Here is a 19360-nt window from a genome sequence, read left to right as displayed (position 1 = left end):
GTGTCTAGTGCTTCAGTTGCCCGAGGCTTACCACCATTTCCCGGGCTTGGCCACAAAACCGGTCGCGTTTTCCAGCGCATAGGCGGTATTGAGCAGGTCGCCTTCTTCCCAGGGACGTCCGATCAGCTGCAATCCCAGCGGAAGACCTTGTGTGTCCAGCCCTGCGGGGACCGAGACACCGGGCAGTCCGGCCAGGTTCACGGTCACGGTGAAGACATCGTTCAAATACATTTGAACAGGATCTGCTTCGGTCATTTCGCCCAGACCGAAGGCCGCCGATGGGGTTGCCGGGGTCAGGATGGCGTCGACACCGGCCGCGAACACGTCTTCGAAGTCTTTCTTGATCAGCGTGCGCACCTTGCGGGCACGGTTGTAATAAGCGTCATAGAAACCAGCCGACAGAACATAGGTGCCGACCATGACCCGGCGCTGCACTTCGTGGCCAAAGCCCTCGGCGCGGGTTTTTTCGTACATCTCGGTGATGCCATCACCCTGCGCCATCTGTGCACGATGCCCATAGCGGACACCGTCATAGCGGGCGAGGTTCGAAGACGCCTCGGCCGGGGCGATCACATAGTAGGCAGGCAGCGCATACTTGGTGTGCGGCAGCGAGATATCGACAATCTCGGCCCCCGCATCCTTCAGCATCGCGGCACCATCGGCCCAGAGCTTTTCGATCTCGGTGGGCATTCCGTCCATGCGGTATTCCTTGGGGATACCGATCTTCTTGCCCTTGATGTCGCCAGTCAACATCGCTTCGAAATTCGGGACGGCCAGGTCCGCACTGGTCGAATCCTTGGCGTCATGGCCGCACATGGTTTCCAGCATGATCGCGGCGTCGCGGACGTTCTTGGTCATCGGACCGGCCTGATCCAGCGAGGACGCAAACGCCACAATGCCCCAGCGCGAGCATCGGCCATAGGTCGGCTTGATGCCGGTGATCCCGACAAAAGCCGCGGGCTGGCGGATGGAACCGCCGGTATCAGTGCCCGTTGCCGCAAGGCACAGGTCGGCGGCCACAGCGGCCGCGGACCCGCCCGACGAACCGCCCGGTGTCAGCTGCGCATCATCGTTGCCACGACGCCACGGGCTGACCGCGTTGCCATAGACCGATGTTTCGTTGGACGAGCCCATGGCGAATTCGTCCATGTTCAGCTTGCCCAGCATGACTGCGCCTGCGTCGGCCAGTTGCTGTGACACGGTGGATTCGTATTCCGGCTTGAAGCCTTCAAGAATGCCCGACGCGGCTTGTGACGGCACGCCCTTGGTGCAGAACAGGTCCTTGATGCCGATCGGCAGGCCACACATTGACGGAGCGTCCCCGCCCTTGATCCGTTCATCCGCAGCCTTGGCGCGCTCCATCGCGATCTCGGGCGTCTTGTGGACGAATGCGTTCAGCGCATCTGCTTCATCAATGGCTTTCAAGCAGGCTTCTGTCAGCTCAACAGAGGTGACGTCGCCGGCTCGCAACGCGTCGCGGGCCTCGGCCAGGCCCAATTTGTTCAGATCGCTCATGTCTTACTCCACCACTTTGGGGACTGCGAAGAACCCTTCGCGGGCGTCGGGGGCGTTGGCCAGAATCTTGTCCTGCTGATTGCCATCGGTGACTTCGTCCTGACGACGCTTGAGGCGCATGGGTGTGACCGAAACCATCGGCTCGACACCTTCCACATCCACTTCGTTCAGCTGTTCGATGAACCCAAGGATGGTGTTGAACTCGGATGCCAGCGCCGGCAGCGCGTCATCCTCGACCTTGATCCGGGCCAGTTTGGCCACTTTGGCGGCGGTGCTTTGGTCAATCGACATCGGCTTCCCTCATCTACGTTAGGGGGCGTTTACCCGTCTGCAGCGGCAGTCGCAAGACCGGGGTGCCTTGGGCAGGTCCGAGTTTGGAATCCCCCCCTCTTATGAGGCTATTCAAAACTGAATGACTGGTATGCAAAAAAGTAAACCGAATAGTTCATTATCGATCTTGAAAACTGTACTGTACTGTTCATTTTATTTATGCGACATAACGCAAACCGGAGAAAAACATGAAACCCCTGATAACAGCCGCAGTCTTGTCCGCCACGATTTTGGCCGCACCGGCCATGGCTTTGGGTATCGACACAAGCAACCTGACACGCACGTTGACCTTCCCGTCCCCTATCGCGGAACCGGTCACGCAGGATCAGGTTAAACCTGCCAAGTAACGCGCAGGTCCAAGCCGGGTCAGATATCCCCTCTCTGACCCGGCTGTTTTGCATTTTCGAGGATGCACATCCCTGAGCAAGCCGCTAGCATGACGTCGAATACAGAACAGAACTGCGCCGAGGTTTCGTAGTTCAGGCAAGCCAGTGGAGCAGATGATGAGCGCGCAAAAACAAGCGGTTCTGGACGCAATCGACGCAGCCAATGCAAATGACCCCAACCAAGACGAGGGCCGCCCCGCGGCACTGTTGTATGGCGAACGCATGAGTGCCGAGCTGGGCCGCCTGTTTCCGGATGCTTCCGACGCCCTTCAAATCGCCGCGCGCGGGCAGCATGTGGAACGTTGGAAACTTGCCCGCAGTGAATACCCCGAAGGCCGGGTTGGATATCTGTCATGGCGCAAGGCGCAGGGCGAACACCATTCCGACGTGGTCATGGGGTTGATGGCCCGCGAAGGTTACGATTCAGAACAGATCGAGGCCGCAGGGCGCATGTTGCGCAAACAAGGCATCAAGCGCGACGCGGAAGTGCAGGCGTTGGAAGACGTGATCTGCTTTGTGTTTCTGAAATGGTATTTCCAGCCCTTTGCCGCAAAACACTCGGCCGAGAAAATCCAGAGCATCGTTGAAAAAACGGCCCGCAAGATGTCGCCCGAAGGCCGCGCTCGGGTGTTGAGCGAATTTGATCTGCCCGACCATCTGGCCGCAGCCTTTCAGAACTAGAATCGGACCGGGGCGGTTTCGTTGGCTTCTTGCCATGAGGCTCGGAAGACACACGCGATCCTTCCGCGCCTCAAGGCGCCGGGCCTTTGCTAAAACGGCCCCTGACAAGAGCTGCGCGATACACCTCGATCATCCATCCCAGCATGATGGCATTCAGGATATGCCACATGAAATGCGTCCCCACCGGCCATTGCCCGCAAAAAGGCAAATCCAGCGCCCGGAACGTGATCGACAGAATCAGGATCAAGGCCCCGATTGTCATCCCTTTGGCCAGGATCATGTCTTGGCCCCGCAGCAGGAACGCATAGATCAGGATCAACAAAGGAACCGGCGCGTAAACCGCCGACCCGCCAAACCCCGGCACAAGCTGGAACAAAGGCGCAACAAGTGCCGCAAAAGGAAGAAACAGAAGCGTACCGCAGATCGCCATTCCGGACGACATGCGACAGATGTCGCGGTTCACCGTAAATATATAGACCAATATGAACAGCAGGATCGGCGCCACATCCGCCAAAGCCGCCCAAACCCGGGCATGGGTGTGAAACAGATAGCTTCCAACCCCGATCATGGCCAAAATCACGACCAGACCTTTGGCCAGCGGCATGTCCTGATCGCGCACGCGCTGCCACATGACCCATGCGGAAATCAGAAAAGCCGCATTTGTGATCGCGTTGATCGGCTCGGCCCAATACTCCGGCGACACGCGTTCGCAATAGCCATCAATTTCTCGAATCCAGTCCATGGAAATTTACATAGCCAATGCTAGGCTGCTGCCAAGACAAGACTTGAGAGGAATTCCGGAATGAACATTATCTGGCTGGGCCATGGCAGTTTTCGCATAGAAACTCAGGGGCAGGTTCTGTTGATCGACCCGTGGCTGACCGGCAACCCGGTCTTGCCCGAAGATCGGCATGATGCCGTGCTGGAAGGGGCGACCCACATTCTTTTGACCCATACGCATTTTGACCACGTGGCCGATGTACTTCCTCTGGCAAAGCACCTGAAAATCCCCGTTGTCGGACAGTATGACCTGATGGGATACTGGAGCGAAGCGGAAGGCATTGAGACCATCGGTTTCAACAAAGGCGGCACCGTCGACCTGAACGGCGTCATGGTGACAATGGTACCGGCCTCTCACAGCTCGACTTTTTCAACACCGGACGGTCTGCGCACTGGTGGCAGTGAGGTCGGCTTCATGATCGCGGCCGAGGGGCGTATGCTCTACGTCTCGGGCGATACCGACATCATGGCCGACATGGAATGGATGGGGGATTACTACAAACCCGATATCGGCATCCTTTCGGCTGGCGGGCATTTCACCATGGATATGAAAGCCACCGCTTATGCCGCGAAACGGTACTTTGACTTCAAGACGGTCATCCCATGTCACTACCAGACGTTCCCCATTCTGGAACAATCCGCACAGGCATTGATCGACGGGTTGCCCGGGGTCGACGTGATCGAACCTGAGGTCATGAAAGCCATCACCGTCTGACGACAGCGCAGCGCGTCAGCCCGGCTTGTCCTGGCGGCGCGCTTCGAAGAAGGCCTTCAAAAGCGCGGCAGCCTCTTCGCCTGCAATTCCGTCATAGACTTCGGGCACGTGATGCGCCTGTGCATGCGAAAACACGCGCGCGCCATGCGCCACGCCCCCGGATTTGGGGTCTGCCGCACCGTAATAGATCCGCCGGATGCGCGCGGCCGCCAAGGCCGCGGCGCACATCGCGCAAGGCTCCAACGTGACGTAGAGATCATGATCCGGCAGCCGTTCAGAGCCCGCCTGCGCACAGGCGGCACGCAAGGCCAAGATTTCCGCATGGGCCGTGGGGTCATTCAACTCGCGCGTCCGGTTCCCGGCCGCGGCCACGACCGTTCCGTCCGGTCCGACGACAACGGCCCCCACGGGCACCTCGCCGCGGTCAGCGGCTGCGCGCGCCTCGGCCAGGGCCTGTTGCATATGCGATTTGAACACCATGCCCCCTGACTGCCGCAGAAACCCGCCTTTCGCAAGCGCCCGGGATGCGGTATGGCCCTGACATGAACAAGACCCCACCCCCCGGCGATCGGATCGCCAAAGTCCTGGCCCGCGCTGGCGTAGCATCCCGGCGCGAGGCTGAACGCATGATAGAAGCAGGCCGCGTGGCAGTGAATGGCAAGACCATCGACAGCCCCGCCCTGAACGTGACCGCGAAAGACAAGATCGCAGTCGACGGCAAGCCGGTCTCGGAACCGGAACCGTCGCGTCTGTGGCTGTATCACAAGCCCGCCGGGTTGGTGACGACGACCCGCGACGAAAAAGGACGAGATACAATATTCGACAAGCTGCCCGACGACATGCCACGAGTGATGAGCGTTGGTCGGTTGGACTTGAATTCCGAAGGATTGCTGCTGTTGACCAACGATGGCGGCATCAAGCGCAAGCTGGAACTGCCCTCGACCGGGTGGTTGCGGAAGTACCGCGTGCGGGTTAACGGTCGCCCGAAGGACGAGGATTTCGAACCGCTGCGCAAGGGGCTGGTGATCGAGGGAGAACGGTTCCAGCCAATGACCGTCACACTGGATCGCCAGCAGGGCGCAAATGCATGGCTGACGATCGGCTTGCGCGAAGGCAAGAACCGCGAAATCCGCCGCGCGATGGAAGATATCGGCTTTACCGTGAATCGTCTGTTGCGCGTGTCCTACGGCCCCTTCCAGCTTGGGACGCTGAAACAGGGCGAGGTCGAAGAAGTCCGTCGCCGGGTCATGCGGGACCAGCTGGGTCTGGACGCCGAAGACAAACCCGGCAACGCGCCCAAACGCCCGTCACGGCCCAAAAGAAAACGGCCTCTGATCGGCAAGAATCCCCGTAAGTGATGTGGGTTCGGCAACCTTCCCCCTAGCGCTAAGCCCGCGCATACCCTAAATTTTCAGTGAAAGCTGCTATTTGGGGGGCGTGATGTCCGGAAGCGGAGTGCAAAAACTGGCCTACGCTGTGCTGTTGGTGCTGTTGTTTGGCGTCTGCACTGGTTTGCTCGGAGGTCTGTAAGCCATGGCAAAGCGGTTCGGCGGCAAATACAGCCCACAGGGGGATGAATCGGAAAACACCCCACTGCCGAGGGGTCAGTTTGACGGCGCACGGGTCGAGCCCGCTGGCGCACGTGCGAATATTCTGTTTCTACCCGCCATTCCATTGGTGTTTCTGTCCCTGAACGACGGCGCGATTGGCATGACACTGGGGCTGGTCGCCGCTGGTTTTCTGACGGCGGCCGCATTTTTGCTGCGAGAAGGTCTGAGAGCTGAGGCCGCGTACAATGCCCGCAAAACCGCCCGACGTCCTGCTTTTCCGCGGAAGATATTTGCCAGTGTTCTCACCGGCCTTGGCGCTGGCCTTGCGTCTTACAGGTCCGAGTTTCTGGACGCTGAAGCGGCAGCGCAGGTCAGTTTGTTGGCCCCCGTGCTGTTTGGTGTTGCAGCGACCGTTCTGCATTCTGTCTCATTCGGGCTTGATCCGATGAAGAACAAGGGCATGGAAGGGGTCGACACTTTTCAGCAGGACCGCGTGGCCCGCGTGGTCGATGATGCCGAGAAACATCTGTCGGAAATGACGAATGCCATAAAACGCGCTGGTGACCGCAGGGTCGAAGCCCGCGTCGAACGGTTTCAGAACACCGCGCGGGATTTGTTTCGCACGGTCGAGGAAGACCCGCGAGATCTGGCCGGTGCTAGAAAGTACCTGACCGTGTACTTGCAGGGCGCACGCGACGCGACCGTTAAGTTTGCTGATGTCTACGCCCGAACCCGCGATGCGCAGGCGCTTGCGGATTACTCTGCTTTGCTGGACGATCTGGAACAGAATTTCGCCGCGCGAACGCGGAAAATGCTTTTGGATGACCGCAGTGATCTGACGGTCGAAATTGACGTGTTGCGTGAAAGACTGCAGCGCGAAGGCGTCCGGCTGGACTGACCGGCCATTATTTGAGCGAGGAACATACCCATGTCCGATGAGATCAAGAACAAGGCAGTTCAGGCCGAAACACTGGTACAGGAAGTCACCGCAGTTGCCCTGCCCGAACCGCAGGCCGAGGTCGTGTCGTTGGAGGAAGCCGACGAACCCGTAAGCGCCGAAATCCGCAAGCGGATGGATGAAATCGACATGGGCAACACCAATTCGATTGTCGCGTTCGGCTCGTCCGCGCAGGCCGAGTTGCAGGAGATCAGCCAGGCCATGCTTGCGGATGTGCGCAACAAGGATGTCGGCCCGGCCGGTGACAGCCTGCGCAATATCGTGACCACAATCCGCGGTTTCTCGGTCAGTGAACTTGACGTGCGGCGCGAGCGCAGCTGGTGGGAGAAACTGTTGGGCAGGGCTGCGCCTTTTGCCAAATTTACCGCCCAGTACGAAGAGGTTCAGGGCCAGATCGATCGCATTACCGACGATCTTCTGGGACATGAGCATACGCTGCTCAAGGATATCAAATCTCTGGATCTGCTGTATGAGAAGACCTTGGGCTTTTATGACGAACTGGCGCTGTACATCGCTGCGGGCGAAGAGAAGCTGACCGAGCTGGACAGCCACGACATCCCTGAAAAGGAAGCCGAAGTTCAGGCCGCTCCGGAAGACCAGCAAGTGATGAAGGCACAGGAACTGCGTGACATCCGTGCGGCGCGTGACGACCTAGAACGCCGGGTTCATGACCTGAAACTGACACGACAGGTCACGATGCAGTCGCTGCCGTCGATCCGTTTGGTTCAGGAAAACGACAAATCGCTGGTCACCAAGATCAACTCGACGCTGGTAAACACGGTACCGCTGTGGGAAACGCAGCTGGCCCAGGCGGTTACGATACAACGCAGCGCCGAAGCCGCCGCCGCGGTGCGGGACGCCAACGACCTGACGAACGAGCTTTTGACTTCGAATGCGGCCAACCTGCGCGAATCGAACAAGATGATCCGCCAAGAGATGGAGCGCGGCGTGTTCGACATCGAAGCGGTCAAGCAGGCCAATGCCGACCTGATTGGCACCATCAACGAAAGCCTTGCCATTGCGGACGAAGGCAAAGCCAAACGCGCCGCAGCCGAGGCTGAGTTGCAGAAGATGGAAAAGGAACTGCGCGACACTTTGGCGGCCGCCAAAGCGCGCCGCGACGGAACCGGCGACAATGCCGGTACGGCGGTTCCCGGCTGAGGGCGGGATCGGCGTGCGGGCCTTCGGTTACTTGAAAGGAACCTTGGGGATGGTGTCGCTCTTGGCTCTGGCCAATTGCGATGAAACCCTGACGTCATCTGTTGTTCCGCAACCTCGCCCGACACCCGCACCCGTGGCAGCCAATGCCTATGTGCCACCGTCAGCCGCAAGTCAGGATCTGGCGCGTTTTTATCAGCGGGTTGAACGGGATTTGCTGGTGCGGGGGCTTTTACGCACCGATGGGGGCGGTCCGGACACCCCCTATGATGCCGATGATCTGGCGCGGAATTTCGAAGCGATTGCGTTCTACAGCGAATATCCGACGCAAAGCGTCGCGGCTGGCTCGCGTCAGACCGACGGGCAACTCAGCCGGTGGTCCGGCTCTGTCCGCATACAGACCGAGTTCGGGCCCTCCGTGCTTCCTTCTGCACGGCAGCAAGATGCGGATCAGGTTCGGTCCTTTGCCACCCGACTGGCCAGATTGACGGATCATCCGGTTTCCGTCGTCTCTCGCAACGCCAATTTCCATGTCTTTATTGCAGGCAAGGACGACAGCGCCTATATCGTGTCCCGCCTGAAACAGCTGATCCCGAATATCAGTCAGGACTCGCTGAATCTGGTGGCCAATCCACGCGCCAATTTCGATTGCCTGGTGATTGCATCGGCAACGACGTCTTCACCACACAGATACGTGCGTGCCGTTTCCCTTATCCGGGCCGAATTGACGGATCTGGGCCGCCAAAGCTGCATTCACGAAGAAATAGCTCAGGGTCTTGGTTTGTCCAATGACAGCCCGGCAGCGCGGCCTTCGATTTTCAATGATGATGACGAATTTGCCCTGCTGACCAGTCACGACGAAAAGCTGCTGACGATGTTGTATGACCCACGGTTGCAGCCCGGCATAGACGTTGATGAAGCGCGACCCATTGTACGAATAATCGCACATGAATTGATGGGGCAGCCGCTATGACCCCGATGACAGGAGAACCCAGATGGGAATTTTCGATTTTCTGACCGGAGAATTCATTGATGTCATTCATTGGGTGGACGACACCCGTGACACGATGGTCTGGCGGTTCGAACGTGAGGGCCACGAGATCAAGTATGGCGCCAAGCTGACCGTGCGCGAGGGCCAGGCGGCCGTATTCGTGCATGAAGGCCAGCTGGCCGACGTGTTCACGCCGGGCCTCTACATGCTTGAAACCAACAACATGCCGATCATGACGACGCTGCAACATTGGGATCACGGGTTCCAGTCGCCGTTCAAGTCCGAGATCTATTTCGTCAACACGACCCGGTTCAACGACCTGAAATGGGGCACCAAGAACCCGATCATGCTGCGCGATCCCGAATTCGGCCCCACCCGGATCCGCGCCTATGGCACCTACACGATCCGGGTGAAGGACCCGGCCCGTTTCCTGGTCGAGATCGTGGGCACCGACGGTGAGTTCACCATGGACGAGATTAGCTTTCAGATCCGCAACATCATCGTGCAGGAATTCAGCCGAGTGATCGCGGGCTCGGGCATCCCGGTTCTGGACATGGCTGCAAACACCGCCGATCTGGGCAAGCTGATTGCGGCCGAGGTCTCGCCCGTACTGGACGGCTATGGGCTGGAGATGCCGGAGTTCTACATCGAGAACATCTCGTTGCCGCCGGCGGTCGAGGCGGCGCTGGACAAGCGCACCTCGATGGGTCTGGCGGGAGATCTGGGCAAGTTCACCCAGTATTCCGCGGCCGAGGCGATGACGGCGGCAGCCAGTTCCCCGGGCGGAGGCGGCGGCATGGGCGCTGGCCTTGGTATGGGAATGGGCATGGCGATGGCGAACCAGATGTCGAACATGGCAGCGGGTCAGTCGTCAGGCCCGTGGGGCGCGCCCGCGCCCGCTGCCGCGCAACCGGCCGCACATGTGGCCCCGCCGCCTCCGCCGCCGGTCGAGCATGTCTGGCACATTGCGGTGGACGGACAGACCAGCGGCCCGTTCTCGAAGGCCAAGATGGGCCGCATGGCCAGTGAGGGCGAGATCACGCGCGACACCTACGTGTGGACGCCCGGTCAGGACGGCTGGAAGAAGGCGGGTGAGGTGCAGGAACTGGCGCAGCTGTTCACCATTCTGCCTCCGCCCCCGCCCGGCGCATGAGGGCACCGCATGGCCGGCCTTGGAAAGCGTTCGAAAAAGGGCAGGCGCAGAACGCGGCCCGAACCGCATTTCGTCTGCCCCTGCTGCGACTATGTCACCCTTTCGGAACGTGGACAGTACCTGATCTGCCCGATCTGTTTCTGGGAGGACGAGGACATCCAATATGACACGAACCTGCGCGAGCCTTCGGCGGCCAATCACGGCCTGACATTGGCTGAGGGGCGTAAAAACTTCAAGACGATCGGGGCCTGCGAGGCCGCGATGCTGCCGCATGTCCTGCCTGCGGAAGACCGCGCGGACTATCTCTACTTCCCTCTCAAGGACTGAGCGTAGCATGACGGATGCCCCTGCCCCATCGCCTGATTTCGCGGAACATCGTTTCCCGTGTGACCAGTGCGGCGCCGATTATCGGTTCGATCCAAAATCCGGCACGCTGATCTGCGATCACTGTGGCCATTCCGAACCGATCGGTGCCGGCCCCTGGGGCGGCGCCAGCCTGCGCGAGCTGGATTTCGACGCTGCCATCGCCGACCGCCTGCCCGACAGCGAAATCGAAGAGACGCGGGTTCTGTCCTGCCCGAACTGTGCAGCGCAGGTTGAATTCGATCCCAACACCCATGCTTCGGAATGCCCGTTCTGCGCCACCCCGGTCGTGACGGACACCGGGATGAACCGGCATATCAAACCGAAGGGCGTTCTGCCTTTTGCGCTGGACGAACGCGCCGCCCACAAAGCCATGAGCGACTGGCTGGGGCGGCTGTGGTTCGCGCCGAACGGGTTGAAGGATTATGCCCGCAAGGGCCGCAGGATGCAGGGCATCTATGTGCCGTACTGGACCTTCGACGCCGATACGAAGTCGGCCTATCGCGGAGAGCGCGGAATAGTCTACTATGAAACCCGCACCGTCATGCGGGATGGCAAACGGGTGCAACAACAGGTGCCCAAGGTCCGCTGGACGCCCAAGTCCGGCCGGGTGGCGCGGTTTTTTGACGACGTGTTGGTGTTGGCCTCAAGGTCCCTGCCCAAGGCTTACACGGATGCTCTGGAGCCTTGGGATCTCCCGGCTCTGGAACCCTACCAGCCAGAGTACCTCGCCGGTTTTCGGGCCGAGGCCTATACGGTCGAGCTGAAAGATGGATATGCCGAGGCACGCGCTTATATGGCCCGCGTGATCGAGCGGGACGTGCGGTTTGATATTGGGGGCGACAGGCAACGCATCCATGCAGTGGACACCGATGTGCGCGATGTCACGTTCAAGCATATCCTGCTGCCGGTCTGGTTGGCGGCGTACAAGTATCGCGGTCAGACCTATCGTTTCGTGGTGAACGGCCGGACCGGCCGGGTTCAGGGAGAACGCCCCTGGTCGGCAATCAAGGTCACGATCGCCGTTGTGCTTGGCCTGCTGATTGCGGCAGGCATCGGATACCTCATGGCGACCGGACAGCAATGACCTTCGGGGGCCGCAGCCTAAATCTGTGCGGCGGAACCCCTTGAACATCCCCGGCTTCTCACCCATCCTGCCGCCGGCTGCCCCGGAGGAGAAGACGACGTGACCCTGGCCGATCTGAACACGCTTCTGACTGCGCGCCATTCCTGCCGCGCCTTTCGGCCTGACCCGGTGCCACGTGGTGACATCGAACAGATCGTGACCAGCGCGTCCCGGGTGCCGAGCTGGTGCAATGCGCAACCTTGGCAATTGGTCATCACCAGCAAAGACGAAACCGACAGGTTCCGCGACGCGATGTCAAACGAAGCCAGGAACGGCACGCCGGCCCCCGATCTTCCTTTTCCCGTTTCCTACTCCGGCGTGTATCAAGACCGCCGCCGGACGTGCGGCTGGGCGCTCTACCGCGCGGTTGGCGTAGAACGGGGGGACCGTAAAGGATCGGCGCAGCAAATGATGCAGAACTTCGCCCTTTTTGGCGCACCACATTGTGCCATCATCTCAAGCCCGGCAGAGCTGGGACCTTATGGTGCAATGGATTGCGGCGGCTTTGTCACGGCTTTTGCGCTCGCCGCTCAGGCTTTGGGCGTGGCGACCATCCCGCAAGCGGCATTGGCGGCGTACAGCCCGTTTTTGCATCAGTATTTTCAGATCCCCGATGACCGGTTGATCCTGTGCGCAATTTCCTTTGGCTATTCGGATATGGATCATCCTGCAAACAGCTTCCGTACGGAACGCGCGGCATTGGGTGACTTTGTGGACTGGCGCGGCTAAACCGTCGCTCAGGCAGGCTCAACGTTTCGGGGGAGGAACCAAGTGCGCGCATTGCTGCAAAGGGTGACACAGGCCAAAGTGTCGGTCGAAGGCACCGTCATCGGCAAAACTGGTCCCGGGCTCATGATTCTTGTCTGCGCCATGCAGGGCGATAGCAAGGCACAGGCAGAAAAATTGGCCGAGAAAGCCGCAAAACTGCGGATTTTCAAGGATGACGCCGGCAAGATGAACCGCTCGCTTCTGGATGTTGAAGGCTCTGCTTTGGTGGTAAGCCAGTTCACACTGGCGGCGGACACCTCCAGCGGCAATCGTCCCGGATTTTCAAACGCGGCCCCGCCCGAGTTGGGAGAGCAATTGTACAAGGTCTTCGCAGAGCACCTTGCCGCGCAGGGGATCGCGGTGGAAACCGGACAGTTCGGCGCGGACATGGCGGTTGAGCTTGTAAATGACGGGCCGGTCACGATCTGGGTGGAGAATTGATGGATATTGAAAAGCAAGCTGTCAGGTTGTGGCAGGCCGGTGTTGATGCCGTCGGCGGGTATAAGGCCACCCTGGCCGCCTTGCCTGATGTCCCGAAACCAGACCGTATTCTGGCCGTGGGCAAACCCGCCGCAGCCATGGCGCGGGCTGCGCTGGAACATTTCGGCGCCATCCCCACGCTTGTGGTCACCAAAGACGGGCATGGCCACGACCTGCCGGCTGGGGTCGAGGTGATCGAAGCATCACACCCCGTTCCGGACGACCGCAGCGTGGCGGGCGGGCGGGCGCTGCGCCTGGCCATGGATCAGATGGGGCCCGGATCACATGTTCTGCTGCTGGTCTCGGGCGGCGCGTCATCCCTGGCCGAAGACCTGCTTCCCGGAACATCGCTGGCGGATCTCGAGGCGTTGAACCGCGAACTGCTGTCCAAAGGGCTGGATATCCGCGCAATGAATGCCGAGCGGCGCAAGCTGTCGCGCATCAAGGGCGGCGGCCTGCTGTCCCATTTCGCCGGAGACCGCGCCACTGTTCTGGCGATATCGGATGTGCCCGGAGACGATCTGAACGTCATCGGTTCGGGAATCGGAGCATTGCCCGACAATCATTCCTTTGCCGCCAGCACCCGGATCGTTGCTTCGAACGCGCATGCCCGCAGTGCCGCTGCCAAAGCAGCGGAAACAATGGGGCTGAGGGTCTTGACCAATGATGAGGCTCTGCACGACGACTATTTGCAGGTCGCGGCGCGTCTTGGGCCCTTGCTGCGTGGAATGGAAAAGGGCGTGATGATCTTTGGCGGAGAACCGACCGTGGTCTTGCCTGATCACCCGGGACGTGGCGGCAGAAATCAAGCCCTTGCGCTTGCTTTGGCAAAAGAGATCGCGGGGCAGACGGATCTCGCGGTGATCGTGGGCGGCACCGACGGCACGGATGGCCCGACAAATGCGGCGGGTGGAATCATAACAGGAAAGACTTGGAGTGATGGCGCCGAACGCGCTCTTCACAAAGCCGACAGCGGATCATTCCTGGAAAAAGCGCACGGCCTGCTGACAACCGGACCAACCGGCACCAACGTCATGGACCTGGTTGTCGCGATACGTGGATGATTTGACGCTTATCATGCCGCTTTGGCCCGCAATCGACCGGAAACTACCCGAAAATGCAGAATGTACCTGAACACCCACTCAGCAATTGCCGCACACCGGACAACAAAGCGATGGCTTTGGCCTTCGGTATTTAAGAGAAATAACCTTGCCCGGTTCGCGGAAATAAGCCAACGTTGACTCATGCGTCAACAAAAAGCCCCCAAAGGGGCTGGAACCACTCAATAGGGAGAACACTCAATGAATGAACAAATAACGCATATGGCCGGTCAGGTCACAGCCGGGAAGATGACTCGCCGCGAATTCATGGGGAAAGCCGCGGCCCTGGGCGTTTCGGCTGCCGTGGCCAGCACGATGTTCGCGGACGCAGCACGCGCAGCAGGCCCGAAAAAGGGTGGTGATCTGAAGTTCGGTCTGCAAGGTGGTGAGTCGACCAACTCGCTGGATCCGGCGACCTATGCCAGCTCGGTTCCGTTCCAGAACGGCAAGCAGTTTGGCGACCAGCTTGTAGAAGTTGCACCCGATGGGTCCATCGAACCGCGCCTGGCGGAAAGCGTCGAAGGCAGCGCGGATGCCAAGGTCTGGACCTTCAAACTGCGTCAGGGTGTCGAATTCCACAACGGCAAAACCATGACCAGCGAGGACGTGCTGAAGACAATGCAGCGCCACTCGAACGAAGACTCCAAGTCTGGTGCCCTCGGCATCATGAAGGGCATCGAGTCAATGAAAGCCGATGGCGACAATTTCCAGGTCACTCTGTCCGAGCCAAACGCTGACCTTCCGTATCTGATGGCCGACTACCACCTGATCATTCAGCCCGATGGCGGCATGGACAATCCCGGAGCAGGTATCGGAACCGGACCGTACAAGGTGGAAGTGGACGAACCCGGTGTGCGCCACTTGTTCACAAAATACGAGAATCACTGGAACTCTGATTTTGGTAACTTCGACAGTGTTGAAGTCGTGGTTATCAATGACGCAACTGCGCGTACCGCTGCATTGCAATCGGGTCAGGTCCACGCCATCAACCGTGTTGAACCAAAGGTCGCGGACCTGCTGGGGCGCGCACCCAATCTGACCGTGCACTCGACCGCTGGCCGCGGCCACTATGTCTTTATCATGCACTGCGATACCGCACCGTTCGACAACAACGAACTGCGCACGGCCCTGAAGTATGCCATCAACCGTGCGGATCTGGTGGACAAAGTACTGCGCGGTTATGGCTCGATCGGTAACGACATGCCGATTAACGCAGCCTATCCACTGTTTGATGAGACAATCGAACAGCGCGAGTTCAGCGTGGAAAAAGCAGCCGAGCACTACAAGAAGTCCGGTCATGACGGCTCGCCGATTGTCCTTCGTGTTGCAGACGGCGCCTTCCCGGGCGCGGTGGATGCTGCAGCCCTGTTCCAACAGACAGCCGCCCAGGCTGGAATTCCGCTGGAAATCAAGCGCGAGCCGAATGACGGCTACTGGTCCGAGGTTTGGAATGTGCAGCCCTTCTGCGCCTCTTACTGGGGCGGTCGTCCGGTACAGGACCAGATGTACTCGACCGCGTATCTGTCGACGGCGGACTGGAACGATACACGTTTCAAAGTTCAGGCATTTGACGACCTGCTGTTCGCGGCTCGTGCAGAACTGGATGTCGAGAAACGCAAGGGCATCTATAGCCAGATGGGCCGCATGGTCCGTGATGAAGGCGGTCTGATTTGCCCGATGTTCAACGATTTTGTTGAAGGTGTCAGCAACCAACTGGATGGTTGGGAAAGCGACCCGACACAGGAAATGATGAACGGCAACATGTCCCGCAAAATGTGGTTCGTCTGATACGGGCATCGGATAATGCATCCTATCATAAAACTGGTTTCCCAGCGCCTCGCGCTGGGAATTCTATTGCTGTTCGGCGCTTCGGCCTTGATTTTTGGCCTGACCGAAGCTCTTCCCGGAGACGCCGCGCAAGCCGTCCTGGGGCAGTCCGCAACCCCCGAGGCCTTGGCCAACCTTCGAGAAGAAATGGGCCTGAACCGCCCGGCCCTGACCCGTTATTTTGAATGGCTGGGCGGCATCGTTCAGGGCGACCTTGGCCAATCGCTGACCAACAAGCTTGATATTGCCGAGAGCATCGGAAAACGCCTCGGAAACACGTTGTTCCTGGCTTGTGTCGCGGCAATCGTATCCGTCCCGCTTGCGATCTTTCTGGGTCTGCTGGCTGTCCGGTTCCGCAATCGCTGGCCCGACAAACTGATTTCCGCCGTCACGCTGACAACGGTTTCCATCCCCGAGTTCCTGATCGGATACGTCGTGATCTACTACATCTCGGTCAAGCTGGGATGGTTTTCCTCGCTTGCGATGATCAACGACTCGATGTCGTTCTGGCAAAAGCTGAACGCGATTGCGCTGCCGGCCTTCGTTCTGACACTGGTGGTCCTCGCGCAGATGATGCGGATGACCCGCGCTGCAATTCTGAACCTCATGCAATCAGCCTATATCGAAACGGCCGAACTCAAGGGCCTGAGCACATTTCAGGTCATCGCGCGGCATGCCTTTCCCAACGCAATCTCACCCATCGTGAACGTTGTCATGCTGAACCTCGCCTACCTCGTTGTTGGCGTCGTCGTGGTTGAAGTCGTGTTCGTCTATCCCGGCATGGGGCAGTACCTTGTGGACGCAGTGACCAAGCGTGACGTGCCGGTTGTTCTGGCCTGCGGCGTGGTATTCGCGGCTGTTTACATCGGCCTGAACATGGTCGCGGATATCGTCTCGATCCTCGCCAACCCAAGACTGAGGCATCCGAAATGAAAAACATCCCTCTTTCGGCTCTGATTGGCCTCATATTCACCGGCGCCTATTTCTTCGTGGCCATTGCTGCCCCGTTGATCGCGCCTTACGGGATGGCAGAAGTGGTCGGCGATGTATGGGAGCCGGCCAGCGCCGAACACCTGCTGGGCACCGACAATATCGGCCGCGACCTGCTGACCCGCATGATCTATGGCGGGCGCACGACGATCTTCATTGCCGCCGCCGCGACATTGCTCAGCTTCTTGACCGGTACATCGCTTGGTCTTCTGGCCGCCGTTCTGGGCGGTTGGGCGGATCAGGCGCTTAGCCGGACGGTCGATCTGATCATGTCGATCCCAACCCTGATCCTTGCGCTGGTCATTCTGGCCATCGTTCCGGTAACTGTCCCGATCCTGATCCTCGTCATGGGCCTTCTGGATGCGACACGCCCTTATCGCCTTTCGCGCTCCGTCGCCGTGGACATCAACGTGATGGATTATGTCGAAGCCGCGAAACTGCGTGGTGAGGGGCGGACATGGATCATCTTCCGGGAAATCCTGCCGAACGCATTGTCACCGCTGGTGGCCGAGTTCGGCCTGCGGTTCATCTTCATGGTGCTGTTCATCTCTACCCTGTCTTTCTTGGGTCTTGGCGTTCAACCGCCGCTGGCCGACTGGGGTGGCATCGTGAAGGAAAACAAGGACGGCATCGTGTATGGCATTGGCGCGGCCCTGTACCCCGCGGTGGCCATCGCGACGCTCGCGATCTCGGTCAACCTTGTGGCTGACTGGATCCTGAACCGTACTACATCGCTGAAAGGAGGTCGGGGATGAGTGATTCCCTTCTCAAGGTCCGTGACCTCAAGATCGGTGCAACCGTTTACCCACCGGGTGAGAAACCCCATGACATCGAAATCGTGCACGGGGTCAGCTTTGACCTCGAGCGCGGCAAGGTATTGGGTCTGATCGGTGAATCCGGCGCTGGGAAATCCACCATCGGTCTTGCCTCGATGGCCTATGGCCGGGGTGGCGTTGAAATCACCGGCGGCGAAGTCTGGGTCAACGGGCGCGACATCCTGAAATCAACGCATGGCGATATTCGGAATCTGCGCGGGGGCGAGGTTGCCTATGTCTCGCAATCTGCCGCCGCGTCGTTCAACCCGGCCAAGAAGATCATGGATCAGGTTGTCGAAGCGGCTGTCGAGCACAAGAAGTTTTCGCGCAAAGAGGCCGAGGCCCGCGCGCGCGAGCTGTTCGCAAAGCTGGGTTTGCCTGACCCTGACAACATCGGCAACCGTTATCCGCACCAGGTTTCGGGCGGTCAGTTGCAGCGTTGTATGACCGCATTGGCACTGTGTCCTGAACCCGATCTGGTGGTGTTCGACGAACCGACCACGGCGCTGGATGTTACCACCCAGATCGATGTTCTTATGGCGATCAAGGATGCCATACGCGACACCGGCGTTGCCGCTTTGTACATCACCCATGACCTGGCCGTGGTTGCGCAGGTCAGCGACGATATCATGGTTTTGCGGATGGGTGACACAGTCGAATACGGCAGCACCGATCAGATCATCAACAACCCACAGGAAGAATATACTCAGGCTTTGGTCTCGGTGCGTTCGATCGAGCACGAAGAAAAGCAGCCCACACCGGAACCGCTGCTTACCGTTGACGGGATCACCGCGCGCTACAAGGGGCTGAACTTCGACGTGCTGCACAACGTCAATGTCGAGCTTCATCCGGGGCAAACGCTGGCGGTCGTGGGCGAATCCGGTTCGGGCAAATCCACGCTGGCCCGGGTGATCACCGGCCTGTTGCCGCCGCGCGATGGCGAGATCCGTTTTGCCGGTCGCACGCTGTCGCCGGACCTTGCGGGGCGTTCTCGGGAGGATCTGCGCGAGTTGCAGATGATCTATCAGATGGCAGACGTGGCAATGAACCCACGCCAAACCGTCGGCACCATCATCGGCCGCCCGTTGGAGTTCTATTTCAACATGCGTGGCGCTGAAAAGCGCAAGCGGATCATCGAGCTGTTGGATGAGATCGAGTTGGGCGAAAAGTTCATCGACCGCTATCCTGCGGAACTGTCCGGAGGTCAGAAACAGCGTGTCTGTATCGCCCGGTCACTGGCAGCCAAGCCCAAGATGATCATCTGTGACGAGGTCACTTCGGCTCTGGATCCGCTGGTGGCAGACGGGATCCTCAAGCTGCTGCTGGACCTGCAAAAGATCGAAGATGTGGCCTATCTGTTCATCACCCATGATCTGGCGACGGTCCGCGCGATCAGCGACAGCATCGCGGTGATGTATCAGGGTCGCGTGGCCCGTTATGGCTCGAAGAGCCAGGTGCTGAGCCCGCCCTTCGACGATTATACCGACCTGCTGCTCAGTTCGGTGCCTGAAATGCATCTGGGCTGGCTGGAAGAGGTTGTCGCTCATCGCAAGATGGAAAGCGCTGGCAACTGATCCGGTTCGTGACATTTCAATGAAGGTTTGAAATCCCGGCATCTTGTGTGAAGACAGGTGTCGGGATTTTGCTATTGGGGGCGCAAAGTGGCAGCCTGAG

The 19360-nt window shown here is 59.4% G+C and carries 21 protein-coding genes; 17 read left to right on the top strand and 4 right to left on the bottom strand.

What is annotated here, in order from left to right:
• Positions 1 to 27: 27 nt before the first annotated feature.
• Together gatA and gatC are read right to left on the bottom strand one after the other, a co-directional pair.
• Positions 28 to 1515 carry an Asp-tRNA(Asn)/Glu-tRNA(Gln) amidotransferase subunit GatA gene (gene gatA / locus I9184_RS01395; RefSeq protein ID WP_209832434.1) on the bottom strand — a complete coding sequence of 496 codons (1488 nt, stop codon included), beginning with the start codon at positions 1513 to 1515 and terminating at the stop codon, positions 28 to 30.
• A gap of 3 nt (positions 1516 to 1518) precedes the next feature.
• A complete protein-coding gene (gene gatC / locus I9184_RS01390) occupies positions 1519 to 1806 on the bottom strand; it encodes an Asp-tRNA(Asn)/Glu-tRNA(Gln) amidotransferase subunit GatC (protein WP_117868236.1) in 288 nt (95 codons plus the stop codon).
• Positions 1807 to 2033: 227 nt separating this feature from the next.
• On the opposite strand from gatC, the gene I9184_RS01385 reads away from it, so the two are divergent.
• Both I9184_RS01385 and I9184_RS01380 read left to right on the top strand, forming a co-directional pair.
• A complete protein-coding gene (locus I9184_RS01385) occupies positions 2034 to 2192 on the top strand; it encodes a hypothetical protein (RefSeq protein ID WP_170343617.1) in 159 nt (52 codons plus the stop codon).
• A gap of 156 nt (positions 2193 to 2348) precedes the next feature.
• Complete coding sequence (locus I9184_RS01380) at positions 2349 to 2912, top strand: DUF4202 domain-containing protein (RefSeq protein ID WP_171630815.1); 564 nt, start codon at positions 2349 to 2351, stop codon at positions 2910 to 2912.
• Positions 2913 to 2982: 70 nt separating this feature from the next.
• On the opposite strand, the gene I9184_RS01375 is transcribed toward I9184_RS01380, so the two are convergent.
• A complete protein-coding gene (locus tag I9184_RS01375; protein WP_209832432.1) occupies positions 2983 to 3654 on the bottom strand; it encodes a ceramidase domain-containing protein in 672 nt (223 codons plus the stop codon).
• A gap of 60 nt (positions 3655 to 3714) precedes the next feature.
• Between I9184_RS01375 and I9184_RS01370 the strand changes: the two genes are divergently transcribed.
• On the top strand, positions 3715 to 4407 hold the full coding sequence (locus tag I9184_RS01370) for a metal-dependent hydrolase (protein ID WP_171630810.1): 693 nt from the start codon (positions 3715 to 3717) through the stop codon (positions 4405 to 4407).
• Positions 4408 to 4422: 15 nt separating this feature from the next.
• Here the strand turns inward: I9184_RS01370 and I9184_RS01365 are convergent, their stop codons facing one another.
• Complete coding sequence (locus I9184_RS01365) at positions 4423 to 4887, bottom strand: nucleoside deaminase (RefSeq protein WP_171630808.1); 465 nt, start codon at positions 4885 to 4887, stop codon at positions 4423 to 4425.
• A 62-nt stretch (positions 4888 to 4949) separates the two neighbouring features.
• Here I9184_RS01365 and I9184_RS01360 point away from each other — a divergent pair, with 62 nt between their 5' ends.
• The 14 genes from I9184_RS01360 to I9184_RS01295 all read left to right on the top strand — a co-directional run bounded on the left by I9184_RS01360 (position 4950) and on the right by I9184_RS01295 (position 19260).
• On the top strand, positions 4950 to 5765 hold the full coding sequence (locus I9184_RS01360) for a pseudouridine synthase (RefSeq protein WP_171630806.1): 816 nt from the start codon (positions 4950 to 4952) through the stop codon (positions 5763 to 5765).
• A gap of 175 nt (positions 5766 to 5940) precedes the next feature.
• Positions 5941 to 6855, top strand: coding sequence for a 5-bromo-4-chloroindolyl phosphate hydrolysis family protein (locus tag I9184_RS01355; RefSeq protein WP_171630804.1), 915 nt, complete (start codon positions 5941 to 5943; stop codon positions 6853 to 6855).
• 30 nt (positions 6856 to 6885) lie between these two features.
• A complete protein-coding gene (locus I9184_RS01350; protein ID WP_171630802.1) occupies positions 6886 to 8076 on the top strand; it encodes a toxic anion resistance protein in 1191 nt (396 codons plus the stop codon).
• Between the two features lie 49 nt (positions 8077 to 8125).
• On the top strand, positions 8126 to 9046 hold the full coding sequence (locus I9184_RS01345) for a DUF2927 domain-containing protein (RefSeq protein ID WP_209832430.1): 921 nt from the start codon (positions 8126 to 8128) through the stop codon (positions 9044 to 9046).
• Positions 9047 to 9068: 22 nt separating this feature from the next.
• Positions 9069 to 10217, top strand: coding sequence for an SPFH domain-containing protein (locus tag I9184_RS01340; protein ID WP_209832428.1), 1149 nt, complete (start codon positions 9069 to 9071; stop codon positions 10215 to 10217).
• Positions 10218 to 10226: 9 nt separating this feature from the next.
• Positions 10227 to 10544, top strand: a complete 318-nt coding sequence (locus I9184_RS01335; RefSeq protein WP_171722854.1) for a CPCC family cysteine-rich protein — start codon at positions 10227 to 10229, stop codon at positions 10542 to 10544.
• A 7-nt stretch (positions 10545 to 10551) separates the two neighbouring features.
• The gene (locus I9184_RS01330) at positions 10552 to 11667 is read left to right on the top strand and encodes a TFIIB-type zinc finger domain-containing protein (RefSeq protein WP_209832426.1); all 1116 of its coding nucleotides are present in this window, start codon (positions 10552 to 10554) and stop codon (positions 11665 to 11667) included.
• A gap of 99 nt (positions 11668 to 11766) precedes the next feature.
• Positions 11767 to 12435, top strand: coding sequence for a nitroreductase (locus tag I9184_RS01325; protein ID WP_209832424.1), 669 nt, complete (start codon positions 11767 to 11769; stop codon positions 12433 to 12435).
• 42 nt (positions 12436 to 12477) lie between these two features.
• The gene (gene dtd / locus I9184_RS01320) at positions 12478 to 12915 is read left to right on the top strand and encodes a D-aminoacyl-tRNA deacylase (protein WP_209832422.1); all 438 of its coding nucleotides are present in this window, start codon (positions 12478 to 12480) and stop codon (positions 12913 to 12915) included.
• Positions 12915 to 14018: a DUF4147 domain-containing protein gene (locus I9184_RS01315; protein WP_209832420.1), complete on the top strand. Its 1104-nt coding sequence runs from the start codon at positions 12915 to 12917 to the stop codon at positions 14016 to 14018. Before dtd ends, I9184_RS01315 begins: the two co-directional genes overlap by 1 nt.
• Before the next feature lie 237 nt (positions 14019 to 14255).
• Positions 14256 to 15842, top strand: a complete 1587-nt coding sequence (locus I9184_RS01310; RefSeq protein ID WP_171167064.1) for an ABC transporter substrate-binding protein — start codon at positions 14256 to 14258, stop codon at positions 15840 to 15842.
• Positions 15843 to 15857: 15 nt separating this feature from the next.
• Entirely contained in the window at positions 15858 to 16814 is a 957-nt protein-coding gene (locus tag I9184_RS01305; protein WP_152458791.1) for an ABC transporter permease, read from the top strand.
• Positions 16811 to 17626, top strand: a complete 816-nt coding sequence (locus I9184_RS01300; RefSeq protein WP_171630787.1) for an ABC transporter permease — start codon at positions 16811 to 16813, stop codon at positions 17624 to 17626. The genes I9184_RS01305 and I9184_RS01300 overlap by 4 nt, the downstream gene beginning before the upstream one ends.
• A complete protein-coding gene (locus I9184_RS01295) occupies positions 17623 to 19260 on the top strand; it encodes an ABC transporter ATP-binding protein (RefSeq protein ID WP_209832418.1) in 1638 nt (545 codons plus the stop codon). The genes I9184_RS01300 and I9184_RS01295 overlap by 4 nt, the downstream gene beginning before the upstream one ends.
• Positions 19261 to 19360: the final 100 nt, after the last annotated feature.

The organism is Ruegeria sp. HKCCE3926 (assembly GCF_017872515.1).
Lineage (GTDB): Bacteria > Pseudomonadota > Alphaproteobacteria > Rhodobacterales > Rhodobacteraceae > Ruegeria.
The sequence above is the reverse complement of the archived record's forward strand: the minus strand, read 5'-3'. Positions and strand labels throughout refer to the sequence as shown.